Below are 15,227 nucleotides of genomic sequence, written 5' to 3'. Positions count from 1 at the left end.
GCTGCGGCTGCCGCGCCCCGGCCGGGAAGCGGAGGATCCGGTCGTCGTCCGCCGCCGGGCTGCCTCGGCCGTCCCGGTTGCTGGTGGTCACCCAGAGCGCGCCGTCCGGGGCCACTTCGACGGTACGCAGGCGGCCGTAGGCCCCCTGCAGCACGGCGGTGGGGGTGCCGACCCGACCGGCGGCGTCGACGGGTACGGCCCAGAGCCGCGCTCCTCGCAGCGCCGCGACGAACAGCGTGCCGGCGGCGAAGGCGGCCCCGCTCGGTGACGCCTCCGCCGGCGACCAGACGACGACCGGGTCGCGGAACCGGGGATCGCCGCTCCTGCCCTCGACGACCGGCCAGCCGTAGTTGCCGCCCGGCACGATCCGGTTCACCTCGTCCCAGGTGTTCTGGCCGAACTCGGTGGCGAACAGCCGCCCCCGCCGGTCCCAGGCGAGACCCTGCACGTTGCGGTGACCGTAGCTGTAGACCAGCGAGCCGGGGAACGGGTTGTCCGCCGGTACCCCGCCGTCCGGCCGCATCCGCAGGATCTTGCCGTTGCGGCTGGCCAGGTTCTGCGCGTTCGCGGGGACGACGGCGTCACCGATGCCGGCGTAGAGCATGCCGTCCGGGCCGAACGCGATCCGGCCACCGTCGTGGGCGGCCGCCCGGGTGACCCCGCTCAGGATCACCTGGAGGGACTGTGGCGCGTGGAGCCGGAACCGCGCGATCCGGATGTCGGAGGCGGTGGTGTAGCAGACGTAGACCAGCCGGTCCCGCCGGAACGTGGGGGAGACCGCCAGCCCGAGCAGGCCCGCCTCCCCGCCGGCGACCACCCCGGGGATCCGGGCGACCAGACGTGGCGGACGACCCGGCCGGACCCGTACGACCGTGCCCAGGTTGCGCTGGGCCACCAGCGCGCTGCCGTCGGGCAGGAAGTCGAGGCCCCAGGGAACCTCCAGCCCGGTCGCGACCACCTGCGGGTTCGTGAAGTCGAAGCCGGCCGGGACCGGCTGGCGGGGCGGGTCAACCGGTGGCTGCCGATCCGCCCGGGCGTCGGTGGCGCCGAGCCCCACGGCGAGGACGGCGGCGACCGCGGCGACGATCCGACGCATGTGAACTCCTCGGTTTCGTTCCCGACCGTGCCGGGGCACTGCCGGTTGCCGGTGGGCCTGGGGATGCCGGCCCGCTGCTGAGCAGAACGCCTCTGACCTGGGAATAGTTGCGGGTCGCCCCGCCCAATGGGGAGCAGCTCTGGTCCACCGTTACCAGGGCGTCGTTCACCTGGCCGCTGGGCGCCGCGATGGCTCTCCCCACGTGACGCCGGTCTGGTTCGGCCACGCGGACGGCGTGGGCGAGGCGCGCGGGATCGGTCCGGGCGATCCGGTTTGCCGGAGGGCCTGCCCGGGGCATTGACGGTGATCCGCTAGGCCGGTAGACCTTGGTGATGGAGGCTCGCCGATGAGGAAAGCTCCGCTCACGCTCGAAGAACTGCGGGTCGCCATCCGGGGCGGCGAGATCGACACGGTGGTGCTGGCCCTGACCGACATGCAGGGCCGGTTGCAGGGCAAGCGGTTCCACGCGCCCTACTTCCTGGACGAGGTGGTCCGGCACGGCAGCGAGGGCTGCAACTACCTGCTCGCCGTGGACGTCGACATGAACACCGTCGACGGGTACGCCATGTCGAGCTGGGAACGCGGGTACGGCGACTTCGCCATGCGGCCCGACCTGGCCACCCTGCGCCGGGTGCCCTGGCAGCCGGGCACGGCCATGCTCCTGGCCGACCTGGGCTGGCTGGACGGCGGCGGGCCGGTGGTCGCCTCGCCGCGGCAGATCCTGCGCCGCCAGCTCGACCGGCTGGCCGCCCACGGGCTGACCGCGTACGCGGGCACCGAGCTGGAGTTCGTGCTCTACCGCGACTCGTACGAGGAGGCGTGGCGGCGCGGCTACCGCGAGCTGACCCCGGCCAACCAGTACAACGTGGACTACTCGTTGCTCGGCACCGCCCGGGTGGAGCCGCTGCTGCGCCGCATCCGCACCGAGATGGCCGGCGCGGGGCTGACCCCGGAGAGCGCCAAGGGCGAGTGCAACCTCGGCCAGCACGAGATCGCCTTCCGGTACGACGAGGCGGTGGCCTGCGCCGACCACCACGTCATCTACAAGAACGGGGCCAAGGAGATCGCCGCCCAGGAGGGCATGTCGATCACCTTCATGGCCAAGCCGAACGCCCGCGAGGGCAACTCCTGCCACATCCACTTCTCGCTGCGCGACGCCGACGGCCGCTCGGCGATGCTCGGCGACGGGGCCGCCCACCTGTCGGTGACCGGGCAGCGGGTGCTGGCCGGGCTGCTCGACACCATGCGCGAGCTGAGCCTCTTCTTCGCCCCGAACGTCAACTCCTACAAGCGCTACCAGCCCGGCTCGTTCGCCCCGACCGCGCTGCGCTGGGGCACCGACAACCGCACCTGCGCGCTGCGGCTGGTGGGGCACGGGCAGGGCATGCGGGTGGAGAACCGGGTGCCCGGCGCGGACGTCAACCCGTACCTGGCGATCGCCGCCCTGGTCGCCGGGGCGGTGCGCGGCATCGAGCGGGAGCTGGAGCTGGGCGAGGAGTGCCGGGGCAACGCGTACGACGACCCGGCCGCCGAGCGGGTCCCCGCCACCCTCCGCGACGCCCTCACCCTGTGGGAGTCCTCCGCCGTCGCGACGGACGCCTTCGGCGACGAGGTGGTCGCCCACTACGCCAACCAGGCGAAGGTCGAACTGGCCGCCTTCGACGCCGCCGTGACGGACTGGGAACTGGTCCGTGGCTTCGAACGCCTCTGAGGCCGCCCGCCTCGGCCGCCCGTCGGGCCGGCGCGGGACGGGCGCGACGCGCCGGGACGACAGCTGCGCAAGCACCGTGGAAAGGGCAGGGTGGGACGGGTGACCGACGTACGGAACCCGGCGACCGGGGAGATTCTGCGAAAGGTGCCGGCCAGCTCGCCGGCGGAGGTGGACGCGGCGATTGAGCGGGCCGCGCGGGCGTACGAGACGTGGCGGGCCGTGGCGCCGGGCGACCGGGCGCGGCTGCTGCGCCGGTTCGCCGCCGTGGTGGACGCGCACCTGGAGGAACTGGCCCGGCTGGAGGTGCACAACGCCGGGCACACCATCGGCAACGCCCGCTGGGAGGCGGGCAACGTCCGGGACGTGCTCGACTACTACGCCGGCGCCCCGGAGCGGTTGACCGGCCGGCAGATCCCGGTGCCGGGCGGGCTGGACGTCACCTTCCACGAGCCGCTCGGCGTGGTCGGGGTGATCGTGCCGTGGAACTTCCCGATGCCGATCGCCGGCTGGGGTTTCGCCCCGGCGCTCGCCGCCGGCAACACGGTGGTGCTCAAGCCCGCCGAGCTGACCCCGCTGACCGCGCTGCGGCTGGGCGAGCTGGCGGTCGAGGCGGGCCTGCCGGAGGGGGTGTTCACCGTGCTGCCGGGGCAGGGCGGCGTGGTGGGGGAGCGGTTCGTCACCCACCCGGCCGTGCGCAAGGTCTGCTTCACCGGCTCCACCGAGGTCGGCACCCGGATCATGGCCGGCTGCGCCGAACAGGTGAAGCGGGTGACCCTGGAGCTGGGCGGCAAGAGCGCCAACCTGGTCTTCGCCGACGCGGACCTGGCGAAGGCGGCGGCCACCGCGCCGTACGCGGTCTTCGACAACGCCGGCCAGGACTGCTGCGCCCGCTCCCGGATCCTGGTCCAGCGCAGCGTGTACGACCGCTTCCTCGAACTCCTCGAACCGGCCGTGCGCGCCTTCCGGGTGGCCGACCCGGCCGCCGAGAGCACCGAGATGGGGCCGCTGATCTCGGCCGCGCACCGGGACCGGGTCGCCGGGTACGTCGACGGCGCGAAGGTCGCCTTCACCGGCTCGTGCCCCGACGGCCCTGGCTACTGGCACGCCCCGACGGTGCTGCTCGCCGAGTCGCCGGCCGACCGGCACTGGCGGGAGGAGGTCTTCGGGCCGGTGGTGTCGGTGCTCCCGTTCGACGACGAGGCCGACGCCGTGCGGCTGGCCAACGACACCGAGTACGGCCTGTCCGGGTCGGTCTGGACCCGGGACGTCGGCCGGGCGCTGCGGGTGGCCCGCGCCGTCGAGTCGGGCAATCTGAGCGTCAACTCGCACTCCTCGGTGCGGTACTGGACCCCGTTCGGCGGGATGAAGCGCTCCGGCCTCGGCCGTGAGCTGGGTCCGGACGCGCTGCACGCCTTCACCGACGTCAAGAACGTGTTCATCAGCACAGAGGAGTGACGAGCGTGCAGGGACGACTTCAGGACCGGGTGGCCGTGGTGACCGGGGCGGGCAGCGGGATCGGGCTGGCCACCGTGCGGCGCTTCGCCGCCGAGGGCGCGCGGGTGGTCTGCGTCGACATCGACGCCGAGGCCGGCAAGCGGGCGGCCGACGAGGTCGGCGGCGAGTTCGTCGCCTGCGACGTGGCCGACGAGGCGTCCGTCCGGGAACTCTTCGACGGCGTGGCGCAGCGGCACGGCCGGGTCGACGTGGCGTTCAACAACGCGGGCATCTCCCCGCCCGACGACGACTCGATCCTGGAGACCGGCCTGGACGCCTGGGAGCGGGTGCTGCGGGTCAACACCACCAGCGTCTACCTCTGCTGCAAGTACGTCATCCCGCACATGCGCCGGCAGGGCAAGGGTTCGATCATCAACACCGCCTCCTTCGTCGCGCTGATGGGGGCGGCCACCTCGCAGATCGCGTACACGGCGAGCAAGGGCGGGGTGCTGGCGATGACCCGGGAGCTGGGCGTGCAGTTCGCCCGGGAGGGGATCCGGGTCAACGCGCTCTGCCCCGGCCCGGTCGCCACCCCGCTGCTGCTGGAGCTCTTCGCCGCCGACCCGGAGCGGGCCGCCCGCCGGCTGGTGCACGTGCCGATGGGGCGGTTCGGCGCCCCGGAGGAGATCGCCGCCGCCGTCGCCTTCCTGGCCAGCGACGACGCGTCGTTCATGACCGCCGCGCAGTTCGTGGTGGACGGCGGCATCACCGGCGCGTACGTCACGCCGCTGTGAGCCGTCCGCTGATCGGGATCAGCGCGTACGTGGAGCCCGCCGCCTGGGCGGTGTGGCGGGACGTGCCGGCGACGCTGGTGCCGCAGGCGTACGTCCGGGCGGTCAGCGCGGCCGGCGGCCGGGCCGTGGTGCTGCCCCCGGACGACGTGGACGCCGACGTGGTCCGGGTGCTCGACGGGCTGGTCCTGGCCGGCGGCGCCGACGTCGCCCCGGAGCGGTACGACCAGCCGCCCGACCCGCGTACCGAGCCCCGGCCGGACCGGGACGCCGGCGAGCTGGCACTGCTCGCCGGCGCGCTCGCCGCCGACCTGCCGGTGCTGGGGATCTGTCGGGGCCTGCAGCTGTTGGTGGTCGCCCACGGCGGGGTGCTGCACCAGCACCTGCCGGACGTGGTCGGTCACGACCGGCACCGCCCGGCCCCGGGCCGGTACGGCGCGCACCCGGTCCGGTTCGCGCCGGGCAGCCTGGCCGGGGCGGTGCTGGCCGGGGTGGACCGGGTCAACTCCTACCACCACCAGGGGGTCGCCGACCCGGGGCGGCTGGTCGCCACCGGCTGGGCGGACGACGGGGTCGTCGAGGCGGTCGAGGATCCGCGCCGGCGCTTCCTGCTCGGCGTGCAGTGGCACCCGGAGAACGAGGCCGAGCCGCGCCCGATCACCGCCCTGGTCCGGGCCGCCCGTTCCAGCTGACGGGAACGGACGTCCCACTTTTCGGCGGCGGGTGCGAGGATGGCCGGCATGGGGAAGGTGTATCCGGAGATCGGCGGGCGGCTGCGGGAATTCATCGAGGCGCAGCCGGTGTTCTTCGTGGCCTCCGCCCCGTCCGGGCCGGACGGGCACGTCAACGTCTCGCCCAAGGGGATGCGCGGCACCTTCCTCGTCATCGACCCGCTGACCGTGGCCTGGCTGGACTACCACGGCAGCGGCGCGGAGACCCTGGCCCACCTGCGGGAGAACGGGCGGGTCACGGTCATGTTCTGCGCCTTCACCGGCCCGCCCAAGATCGTCCGATTGCACGGCCGGGGCCTCACCACCCCGCTCACCGACCCGGGCTTCCCGGCGCTGCTCGCCGCTTCCCGGACCCGCGACCCGCACGCCGTCCGCAGCGTGGTGACGGTCGCCGTCGACCGGGTCAGCGACTCCTGCGGATACGCGGTGCCGCTGATGGACTACCGCGGCGAACGTGACCTGTTGATCGAGTGGGGTTCCCGCCGCACCGACGAGGACCTGGCGGCCTACCGGAGCAGGAAGAACGCCGCCAGCATCGACGGCCTGCCGGTCTTCTGACCCGCCGCCCCGCCCTGCCGGGCCTGCTCCCGGCGAGCGGTCCGCCGCCCGTGACGGCAGGATGAGATCCAGGTAACCAGCGTCCGCTGGGGCCGATGCGTTACGTTGCTGATCCGTCTGGGTAGAAGGCGGGGCACGGCCGGTGAACGCCGAGGCGATCGCGGGGCACGGTCGGAGCGGGAGGGTGCATGAGCTCGGCCCAGGTGGGCGAGGGCGAGCGGAACTCGTCGGGTCGGTCCGGCGACGGCTCACTCCCTCCGCAGCTCGCCGAGGCGTTCGCGGCCGGTGGCGAGATGGGCCGGAGGCTGGCCGGGTACGACTGGTCCCGCACCCCCCTCGGCACCCCCGACACCTGGCCCGCGGCGCTGCGCCACGCGGTCAGCATGATGCTCGCCTCCCGCGCCCAGATCGCCATGTTCTGGGGTGCGGATCACCGGACCTTCTACAACGACGCCTACCTGCCCACCATCGGCACCAAGCACCCGGGCGTCATCGGCCAGCCGGCCCGGGAGCACTGGACCGAGACCTGGGACGTGCTCGGCCCGGTGCTGAACGGCGTGCTGCGCACCGGCGAGCCGTACCACGGTGAGGACCACCCCTTCGTCATCGATCGGCAGGGCTTCGTCGAGGAGGTCTACTTCGACGTCTCGTACGACCCGATCCGGGCGGCCGACGGGCGGGTCAACGGGGTCTTCTGCTTCGTGAACGAGACCACCGGCCGGGTGCTCGGCGAGCGCCGGCTCCGGGCGCTGGCCGAGCTGGGCTCCCGGCTCGGCGAGGCGCGCACCGTGGCGGAGGTGGGCCGGATCGCCGCCGAGGTGCTCGACGGGTACCGCTCGGACATCCCCTTCGCCCGCGTCCGGCTCTACGACGACACCGGTCAGCTCGGGCTGGCCGGGTGCAGCGGCACCGGCCCCGGGAGCGTCCCGGCCGAGGCGTCGCCCGCGCTGCTCCGGGTCGCCGAGGAGGGCGTCCCTGCCGAGATCGACGTGGCCGACCTGTTCGGCACGGTGCCGCCGGAGGCCGCCGACCGGGCCCTGGCGTTGCCGCTGACCGCCACCAACGAGCCGGCCGGGGTGCTGGTCGTCGGCGTCTCCCGGCGGCTGTTCCTCGGCGACGAGTACCGCAACTTCTTCGACCTGGTCGCCGCGCAGATCTCCCGGGCCGTCGGGCAGCAGCGGGCGTACGCCCAGGAGCGGGCCCGCGCCGCCGAGCTGGCCGCGCTCGACCGGGCCAAGACCAACTTCTTCGCCAACGTCAGCCACGAGTTCCGCACCCCGCTGACCCTGGTCCTCGGGCCGCTGGAGGAGATGCTCGCCGATCCGGCGCTGCCCCCGGCGTACACCGACCGGCTGACGGTGATGCACCGCAACGCGCTGCGCCTGCTCAAGCTGGTCAACACGGTGCTTGACTTCTCCCGGCTGGAGTCCGGCCGGCTGGCCGCCCACTACCAGCCCACCGACCTGGCCGACTACACCTCCCGGCTGGTGAGCACCTTCCGCTCGGCCGCCGCGCGGGCCGGGCTGAGCCTGGTGGTCGACTGCCCACCGCTGCCCGGACCGGTCTTCGTCGACCGGGACATGTGGGAGAAGATCGTCCTCAACCTGGTGTCGAACGCGCTCAAGTTCACCTTCGACGGCGAGATCCGGGTGCGGATCCGGGCGGTCGACGGCGTCGCCCGGCTGGAGGTGAGCGACACCGGCGTCGGCATCGTGCCCGAGGAACTGCCGCACGTCTTCGAGCGCTTCCACCGGGTGCCCGGGGTGCGCTCGCGCACCCACGAGGGCACCGGGATCGGCCTGGCGCTGGTCCGCGAGCTGGTCGAGATGCACGGCGGCCGGGTGGTGGTGAGCAGCCGGGTGGACGAGGGCAGCACGTTCACCGTGACGGTTCCGTTCGGCTCCGCGCACCTGCCCGCCGACCGGGTCGCCAGTGGTGCGCCGGCCCCGCTGGCCGAGCCGCAGCAGGCCCGGCTCTACGTCGCGGAGACCGCGATCTGGGGCGACGGCGGCGACGTCGCGCTCGCGCCGAAGCCGGACGACCGGGCGGTGACCGCGGGCACCGGCCGGATCCTGCTCGCCGACGACAACGCCGACCTGCGCGAACACGTCACCCGGCTGCTCGGCCCGTCGTACGAGGTGGTGGCGGTGCCCGACGGCGTGGCAGCGCTCGACCAGGCGATCGAGGGCTCCTTCGACCTGGTGCTGACCGACGTGATGATGCCCCGGCTGGACGGCTTCGGCCTGGTCACGGCGCTGCGGGCGAACCCGCGGACCCGGCACGTGCCGATCGTGCTGCTCTCCGCCCGGGCCGGCGCCGCCGAGGCGGTCGCCGGGCTCTCCGTCGCGCCGACGACTACCTGACCAAGCCCTTCTCCGGGCAGGAGTTGATCGCCCGGGTCCGGGCCAACGTCGAGCTGGGTCAGCTGCGCGGTGAGATCATCCGCCGGCTCCGGGCGCTGGCCGACGCCGCGGTGGCGGTCAACACGGCCCGGTCCACCGCCGAGGTGGTGCAGGTCGCCGCCCGGCACGCGCTCAGCCTCGCCGAGGCGGCCCGGGTGCTCGTCGCCACCGCCGGCGCCCGCCACGAGGCCGACGCCGGCGGGACCGTCCCGGCCGAGCCGTCGCACGTGCTGCCGCTGACCGGCACCGCTGGCGCGCAGCTCGGCGAGCTGCGGGTGTGGCACCGCGAGGGCAACGGCACCGAGCAGGCCGCGCTCACCGAACTGGCCCGCCTGGTCGGGGTACGCCTGGAGAACGCCCAGCTCTACGAGGCCGAGCACCGCATCGCCACCACCCTCCAGCACAGCCTGCTGCCCCGGACGCTGCCCCAGCTGCCCGGCGCGGTGGTGGCCAGCCGCTACCTGCCCGGCAGCGCCGACGTGGAGGTCGGCGGCGACTGGTACGACGTGATCGGCGTCGCCGACGACGAGGTCGTGCTGGTCATCGGTGACGTGGTCGGCAAGGGCGTCCAGGCCGCCGCCGCGATGGGCCAGCTGCGCAACGGGCTGCGGGCGTACCTGCTGGAGGGCTACGACCCGGGGGAGTCGCTGACTCGGCTGAACCGGCTGGTCGGCTCGACCGAGCGCCAGTCCTTCGCCACCGTCGTGTGCCTCTGGTTCTCCCCGCGCACCGGCCGGCTGCGGTACGCCAGCGCCGGCCATCCGTCCCCCCTGCTGATCCGAGGAGACGACGTGGCGTTCCTGCACGAGGCGGCGCTCGGCCCGCCCATCGGCGCCATCGCCGGCACCACGTACCGCACCGTCGAGGGCGAACTGGCCCCCGGCGGCCGGCTGCTGCTCTACACCGACGGGCTGGTCGAGGACCGGCAGGTGGGCATCGACGAGGCGTTGGCCCAGCTCCGCCGGGACGCCGCCGTTCGGGGCGAGCACGTCGCCGACCTGGTCGACGCCGTGGTGGAGCGGGTCGCCGAGCGGACCCGGCACGACGACGTCGCGGTGCTGGCGCTGGAGGCCGTCGAGCTCAACCGGTTCGCGCTGCGGCTGCCGGCCGACCCGACCCGGCTCAGCGTGCTGCGCAAGCGGCTGGAGGACTTCCTGGTCGCCCACCGGGTCGGCGAGACCGACCTGTTCGACCTGACCGTGGCGGTCTCCGAGGCCGCCGCGAACGCGATCGAGCACCCGGTGGCGCCCACCGACCCGACGATCAGCGTCGAGGTGACCATCGCCGACCGGACGGTGGTGGCGACGGTGCGCGACAGCGGCCAGTGGCGCGAGTCGACCGGGGCGGGCTTCCGCGGCCGGGGGCTGGCGCTGATCCAGGCGCTGGGCGAGCTGACGGTCAGCCGGGGCGCGGACGGGACGGAAGTGCGACTGACCCGGCGGCTGCGGGACTGAGCCCGGCCCCCGGGCACGGCGCTGGTCAGTCCCGGCGCAGCCAGTCCTGCTCGCCGAGGCCGGAGATCTCCAGCACCCGGGCGACCTGCCGGGACGGCAGCACGGCCAGCCGGCCGGGAACGCGCTGGGCGAGCTGGACGACGGCGTGGATGGCGGCCGAATCGAAGAACGTCACGGCCCGCAGGTCCAGCGTGACTCGCGCGGCGGGCTCGCGCAGGGCGGCCTGGAGCATGGTGTCGGCGGTCGCCATGTCGACCTCGCCGGTCACCGCGACCTGGAGGTGGTCTCCGTCGAGCTCCGCCCTCACGGAGAAGACGGGAGGTGCTCCTCCTTGATCCACGCAGCCACAATGGCACAGCCCTATGCGCACGGCAACAACCGTCGCGGCCCGGCCGTGGCGGGGGTCACCGAGAGGCTCGGCGATAGGCTGTCGCCATGACCGTCCGTGCGCCGCTGACCCCAGGCACGCTCTCCCCGTGGCGAGCGGTTCCTGGCCACATCGTCCGTCCGGAGTACGTGGGCAAGAAGCGTCCGCAGGAGTGGCGTGGCTCGCACGTGCAGACCCCGGAGACCATCGAGAAGATGCGGGTCGCCGGTCGGCTCGCCGCCCAGGCGACCCAGCTCGCCGGTGAGCACTGCAAGCCGGGGGTGACCACCGACGAGATCGACCGGGTGGTGCACGAGTTCCTCGTCGACCACGGCGCCTACCCGTCGACCCTGGGCTACAAGGGCTTCCCGAAGTCCTGCTGCACCAGCCTCAACGAGGTGATCTGCCACGGCATCCCCGACTCGACCGTGCTCCAGGACGGCGACATCATCAACGTCGACGTCACGGCGTACCTCGACGGGGTGCACGGCGACACCGACGCGACGTTCTGCGTCGGGGAGGTCAGCGAGGAGGCCCGGCTGCTGGTCGAGCGCACCCACGAGGCGATGATGCGCGGGATCAAGGCGGTCAAGCCCGGCCGCCAGATCAACGTGATCGGCCGGGTCATCGAGTCGTACGCCAAGCGGTTCGGCTACGGCGTGGTGCGGGACTTCACCGGTCACGGCATCGGCGAGGCCTTCCACAGCGGCCTCTACGTGCCGCACTACGACAGCCCGCGCCCGACCGACATCATGGAACCGGGGATGACGTTCACCGTCGAGCCGATGATCACCCTCGGCACCTACCAGTACGACATGTGGGACGACGGCTGGACGGTGGTCACCAAGGACCGCAGGTGGACGGCCCAGTTCGAGCACACCATCGTCGTCACCGACGACGGTTACGAGATCCTGACCCTGCCGTGACCGAGACCCCCGCCGCGTTGCGCGAGGCGCACCACGCGGACGTCTCCGGCGGCTGGCTGCGCCCGGCCGTCTTCGGCGCGATGGACGGGCTGGTCACCAACATCGCCCTGATCGCGGGCGTCGGCGGCGGTGGCGTCTCCCCGCGCAGCATCGTGCTCACCGGCACCGCCGGCCTGGTCGCCGGCGCCATCTCGATGGGGCTGGGGGAGTACACCAGCGTCCGCTCGGCCAACGAGCAGGTCGCCGCCGAGGTGGCCAAGGAACGGCGCGAGCTGGAGCGGCACCCCGAGGCGGAGGCCCGCGAGCTGGCCGACGCGTGGGTCGCCCGGGGCCTGCCCCGCGACCTCGCCACCCAGGTGGCCGAGGCGGTCCGGCGCAACCCGGAGGAGGCGCTGCGGATGCACGTCCGGGAGGAGTTGGGCGTCGATCCTGACGACCAGCCCAGCCCCTGGTCGGCGGCGACCTCGTCGTTCCTCTGCTTCTCGGTCGGGGCGCTGGTGCCGCTGCTGAGCTACCTGCTCGGTTTCACCAGCCTCTGGCTGGCGCTCGGCGTCGGCGCGGTGGGGCTCTTCCTGGCCGGGGCGATCGTGGCCCGGTTCACCAACCGCCCCTGGTGGACCAGCGGCCTGCGCCAACTCCTGCTCGGCACCGCCGCGGCCGCGGCCACGTACCTCATCGGCGCCCTCATCGGTATCCAGGGCGGCATCGCCTAACCCCCTCCGGCCCTCCCGTAGCCCCGGCAGCCGGGCTCCGGGCTCCGGGCTCCGCAGTGCGCTCTTTCAGAGAAAGCGTGGCTATTCAGCGTCGGATAGCCACGCTTTCTCTGAAAGAGGGGGCGCGGGCGGGGGTGGGAGCGGGTCAGGTGGTGGTGAGGAGGTCGTCGACGGTGCCGTCGACCGGGCGGCCGCGGGCGGCCAGTTCGTCGGCCTGCCGGCGCAGCACCGCGCCCACCTCGGTCATGTCCGCGCCCGCCAGCCCGGTACGCCGGACCGCGTCGCCGGGGTCCCGGAAGTAGGTGCGGGTGAGCAGCCCGGTCACCGTGGCCGCCGCGAGCCGCGCCTCGCCGAGCATCAGCAGCGCCTGGTCGGTCTCGTACCACTCGGCGAGCCGGGCCGCCCGCGCGTGCGCCGCGCAGCCCCGGTACCAGGCCTGCCGGGCGGCGGTGCTGAACTCCGCCGGGCGGGCCCGGGCCAACCGGCCCAGGTGCTCGTCGCGCAGCGTGCGCAGCCAGCCGGTCGGGTCGTACAGGGCGGTGGTGGTGACGTACCGGTCGGCGGTCAACGGCCAGAGCGCGGTCAGCGCCCGGGCCTGCCGCAGGTACTCCTCCGCGCCGGCCACGGTGAGGTCGACCAGCACGCCGTCCACCCGCCGGGTGGACGGCTCCGGGCCGACCCCGGCCCGGTAGGTCGCCAGCAGCAGGCCGACCTCGCGGTCGCCGCCGCCGTCGTCGTCGCCGTGCGCCAGCGGGCCGTGCACCGCCACCGCCAGGATGTCCGCTGGGAACCGCCGCCGGCCGCCTCGGCCACCCGCTCGGCGACCCGCCACCGTGGATCGTCGAGGTGCTCCTCGGCGCCGATCTCGGTGCTGCTGACGCCCACCGGGTACCACCTCCGTCACGGTCCGCGCACCGTCGGTACACCGCACCCTAGCCAGCGCCGCCCGCCGCGCCGGGCCGCCGCGCCCGGGTCAGTCCGGTGCGTCGCCGACCGGTCCGCCCGTCGGCACCAACCGGAAGATCCGGATCTCCCGGCCGCCGGCCCGTTCGACGTACGTCCGGTAGGCCGGCCACTCGGTGACCAGCAGCTGCCACAGCCGGTCCCGCTCGGCGCCGGTGGCCACCTCGGCGCGGACCGCGACCCGGCGCCCCTTCACGTCCACCTCGGCGTTCGGGTCGGCGAGCAGGTTCATCGCCCAGCCCGGCTGGTGCTGCTGCCCCCAGTTCGACCCGATCACCACGTACGCGTCGCCGTCCGGCACGTACAGCAGGGGGTTGCTGCGGGGCTTGCCCGAACGGCGGCCGGTGGTGGTGATGACCAGCGAGGGGATCAGCCCGAGCGCGACCACCCGGCCGCGGGTGAGCCGCCCGACCACCCGGTCGGCGGGGACGAGCAGGCGCATGGTGGCGCCGAACCACGCGTGGTGACCGAGTCGGCGGGTGAGGGTTCCCAGGACGGACACGCCGCCAGTCTGCCGGGTCGGCGGGCCCGACGACACCCCCGCTAGTCCAGCCTTCGCTCCACCGCCAGCCGGGACCGGGTGAACAGGCCCGCGCCGAGCATCGCCACCAGCGGCACCACCACCAGCACCCCGAGGGTCGGCCAGGGCACCACCACCGGGTACGGCGTCTCCATCGGCCAGGCCTCGGCGTACTGGCGGTTGACCGAGGTCAGGATGATCACCGCCGAGCCGAGGCCGGCCACGATGCCCAGCGCCGAGCCGAGGCCGGCGATCACTCCGGCCTGGCAGAGGGACAGCACCCGGCGTACCCCCGGACTGGCGCCGACGGCGGCGAGCGTGGACAGGTCCCGGCGGCCCTCCGCCGCGGCGAGCCCGGTGGCCGTGCCGGCCGCGCCGAGGGTGATCACGCCGGCGCGAGCGCCAGCAGGAGCAGCAGCGGTCGCTGGTCCGACGCCGGCGGCCCCGACTCCACCTCGACCAGCACCGGGACCAGCGACCGCAGTTCGGCGCCGAGCCGCCGTTGCTGGGCGGCGCTCGGCGTGCCGTCGGTCTGCACCGCGTAGCCGAGGTTCTCGGCGGCCAGGCCGAGCCTCGTCGCCGTCGGGGCGGAGAGCACCAGCCGGTCGACCGGCAGGCCACCGCGCAGCACGTACCCGGGCGCGGCGACGGTGGTGCTCACCGGCGGACCGGGATCCTCGGACGCCCGGTCCGCCGTCACCGCCACCGTCCCGTCGACCAGGTAGCGCGGATCGGTCACCACCACTCCGCCGGCCCGCAGCACGGCTGTCGCCCGCGCCACCTCGTCCGGCGGGGCGTCGGTGAGCGCCGGCAGGGCGGCACCGTCGTCCACCAGCACCGGCAGGTACATCCCCTGGGGACTGGGGGTCGGCCGCCGGCAGCGCGGGTCCGCCAGGGCGCGCTCCCGGGCGGCGGCCGACCGGAACACCTCCGCCTCGAACGGGCAGACCCGCTCGGGCGGCAGCATCGCGGTGACGGTGCAGTAGTCGTCGGGCTTGCGGGGCGCCGCGCAGATCGGGACGTCGACCGGGCCGACCGAGCCGGCGGGGAGTACGGCCCGCACCCGGTCGGTGACGGCCGGCACCGGCGGCAGGTCCGCCCCGCTCGCCGGACCGGACCGCAGCAGCAGCACGTGACCGGGCGGGAGGCCGGGCTGCCAGTCGGCGCGGGTGCGGGCGTCGTCGCTGGCGACGTAGACGCCGAGGGCGACGCTGCCGGCGACCGCGGCCATCACCGCGGAGATGGCCGGGCCCGCGGAGGAGCGGTTGCGGCTGGCGTCGCGCAGCGCGATCCGCGGCGCCAGCGGCAGCGCCCGGCGGCCCGGGCGAGCAGCCCGATCAGCGTGGGAGTGGCGAAGACCAGCCCCAACTCGCCGAGGGTCAGCCCGGCGAGGATCACCGTCGGCCCGCTCCGCTGCGCCCCGAACGCGGCGATCGCGGACCCGACGACGGTCAGCGCGGCGCCGATCAGCGTGGGAGTGGCGAAGACCAGCCCCAACTCGCCGAGGGTCAGCCCGGCGAGGATCACCGTCGGCCCGCTCCGCTGCGCCCCGAACGCGGCG

Annotated in this window: 14 protein-coding genes and 1 pseudogene; 8 read left to right on the top strand and 7 right to left on the bottom strand. The window is 74.4% G+C overall.

Annotated elements, in window-relative coordinates; all coding sequences use genetic code 11:
* On the bottom strand, window positions 1-1,096 hold a 1,096-nt coding region (locus tag JNW89_RS10635; RefSeq protein ID WP_238448766.1), incomplete at its 3' end, for a sorbosone dehydrogenase family protein.
* A 346-nt stretch (window positions 1,097-1,442) separates the two neighbouring features.
* On the opposite strand from JNW89_RS10635, the gene JNW89_RS10630 reads away from it, so the two are divergent.
* The 6 genes and pseudogenes from JNW89_RS10630 to JNW89_RS38660 all read left to right on the top strand — a co-directional run bounded on the left by JNW89_RS10630 (window position 1,443) and on the right by JNW89_RS38660 (window position 10,177).
* Window positions 1,443-2,807 carry a glutamine synthetase family protein gene (locus JNW89_RS10630; protein WP_238448765.1) on the top strand — a complete coding sequence of 455 codons (1,365 nt, stop codon included), beginning with the start codon at window positions 1,443-1,445 and terminating at the stop codon, window positions 2,805-2,807.
* Between the two features lie 99 nt (window positions 2,808-2,906).
* On the top strand, window positions 2,907-4,262 hold the full coding sequence (locus JNW89_RS10625; protein ID WP_238448764.1) for an aldehyde dehydrogenase: 1,356 nt from the start codon (window positions 2,907-2,909) through the stop codon (window positions 4,260-4,262).
* Window positions 4,263-4,267: 5 nt separating this feature from the next.
* Entirely contained in the window at window positions 4,268-5,035 is a 768-nt protein-coding gene (locus tag JNW89_RS10620; protein WP_238448763.1) for a 3-oxoacyl-ACP reductase, read from the top strand.
* On the top strand, window positions 5,032-5,724 hold the full coding sequence (locus JNW89_RS10615; RefSeq protein WP_238448762.1) for a gamma-glutamyl-gamma-aminobutyrate hydrolase family protein: 693 nt from the start codon (window positions 5,032-5,034) through the stop codon (window positions 5,722-5,724). The genes JNW89_RS10620 and JNW89_RS10615 overlap by 4 nt, the downstream gene beginning before the upstream one ends.
* A 48-nt stretch (window positions 5,725-5,772) precedes the next feature.
* Complete coding sequence (locus tag JNW89_RS10610) at window positions 5,773-6,321, top strand: pyridoxamine 5'-phosphate oxidase family protein (RefSeq protein WP_238448761.1); 549 nt, start codon at window positions 5,773-5,775, stop codon at window positions 6,319-6,321.
* Between the two features lie 188 nt (window positions 6,322-6,509).
* Window positions 6,510-10,177 (top strand): annotated as a pseudogene (locus JNW89_RS38660) (SpoIIE family protein phosphatase).
* Window positions 10,178-10,202: 25 nt separating this feature from the next.
* On the opposite strand, the gene JNW89_RS10600 reads toward JNW89_RS38660, so the two are convergent.
* The gene (locus tag JNW89_RS10600; RefSeq protein ID WP_375155072.1) at window positions 10,203-10,517 is read right to left on the bottom strand and encodes an STAS domain-containing protein; all 315 of its coding nucleotides are present in this window, start codon (window positions 10,515-10,517) and stop codon (window positions 10,203-10,205) included.
* 95 nt (window positions 10,518-10,612) lie between these two features.
* On the opposite strand from JNW89_RS10600, the gene map reads away from it, so the two are divergent.
* On the top strand, window positions 10,613-11,470 hold the full coding sequence (map, locus tag JNW89_RS10595; protein WP_179803632.1) for a type I methionyl aminopeptidase: 858 nt from the start codon (window positions 10,613-10,615) through the stop codon (window positions 11,468-11,470).
* The gene (locus JNW89_RS10590) at window positions 11,467-12,183 is read left to right on the top strand and encodes a VIT1/CCC1 transporter family protein (RefSeq protein WP_238448759.1); all 717 of its coding nucleotides are present in this window, start codon (window positions 11,467-11,469) and stop codon (window positions 12,181-12,183) included. The genes map and JNW89_RS10590 overlap by 4 nt, the downstream gene beginning before the upstream one ends.
* Window positions 12,184-12,328: 145 nt before the next feature.
* On the opposite strand, the gene JNW89_RS10585 is transcribed toward JNW89_RS10590, so the two are convergent.
* The 5 genes from JNW89_RS10585 to JNW89_RS10565 all read right to left on the bottom strand — a co-directional run.
* Window positions 12,329-12,952, bottom strand: coding sequence for a nucleotidyltransferase domain-containing protein (locus JNW89_RS10585; protein WP_309139969.1), 624 nt, complete (start codon window positions 12,950-12,952; stop codon window positions 12,329-12,331).
* 204 nt (window positions 12,953-13,156) lie between these two features.
* A complete protein-coding gene (locus JNW89_RS10580) occupies window positions 13,157-13,648 on the bottom strand; it encodes a nitroreductase family deazaflavin-dependent oxidoreductase (protein WP_238448758.1) in 492 nt (163 codons plus the stop codon).
* Window positions 13,649-13,689: 41 nt separating this feature from the next.
* The gene (locus JNW89_RS10575; RefSeq protein WP_238448757.1) at window positions 13,690-14,055 is read right to left on the bottom strand and encodes an FtsX-like permease family protein; all 366 of its coding nucleotides are present in this window, start codon (window positions 14,053-14,055) and stop codon (window positions 13,690-13,692) included.
* On the bottom strand, window positions 14,052-14,897 hold the full coding sequence (locus tag JNW89_RS10570; RefSeq protein WP_238448756.1) for a hypothetical protein: 846 nt from the start codon (window positions 14,895-14,897) through the stop codon (window positions 14,052-14,054). Before JNW89_RS10570 ends, JNW89_RS10575 begins: the two co-directional genes overlap by 4 nt.
* A partial coding sequence (locus JNW89_RS10565) for a hypothetical protein (protein ID WP_238448755.1) occupies window positions 14,897-15,227 on the bottom strand: 331 nt, incomplete at its 5' end. The genes JNW89_RS10565 and JNW89_RS10570, both read right to left, overlap by 1 nt.

This window comes from Micromonospora sp. 4G55 (genome assembly GCF_016803375.1).
This window is presented reverse-complemented; position numbering and strand designations above follow the sequence as displayed.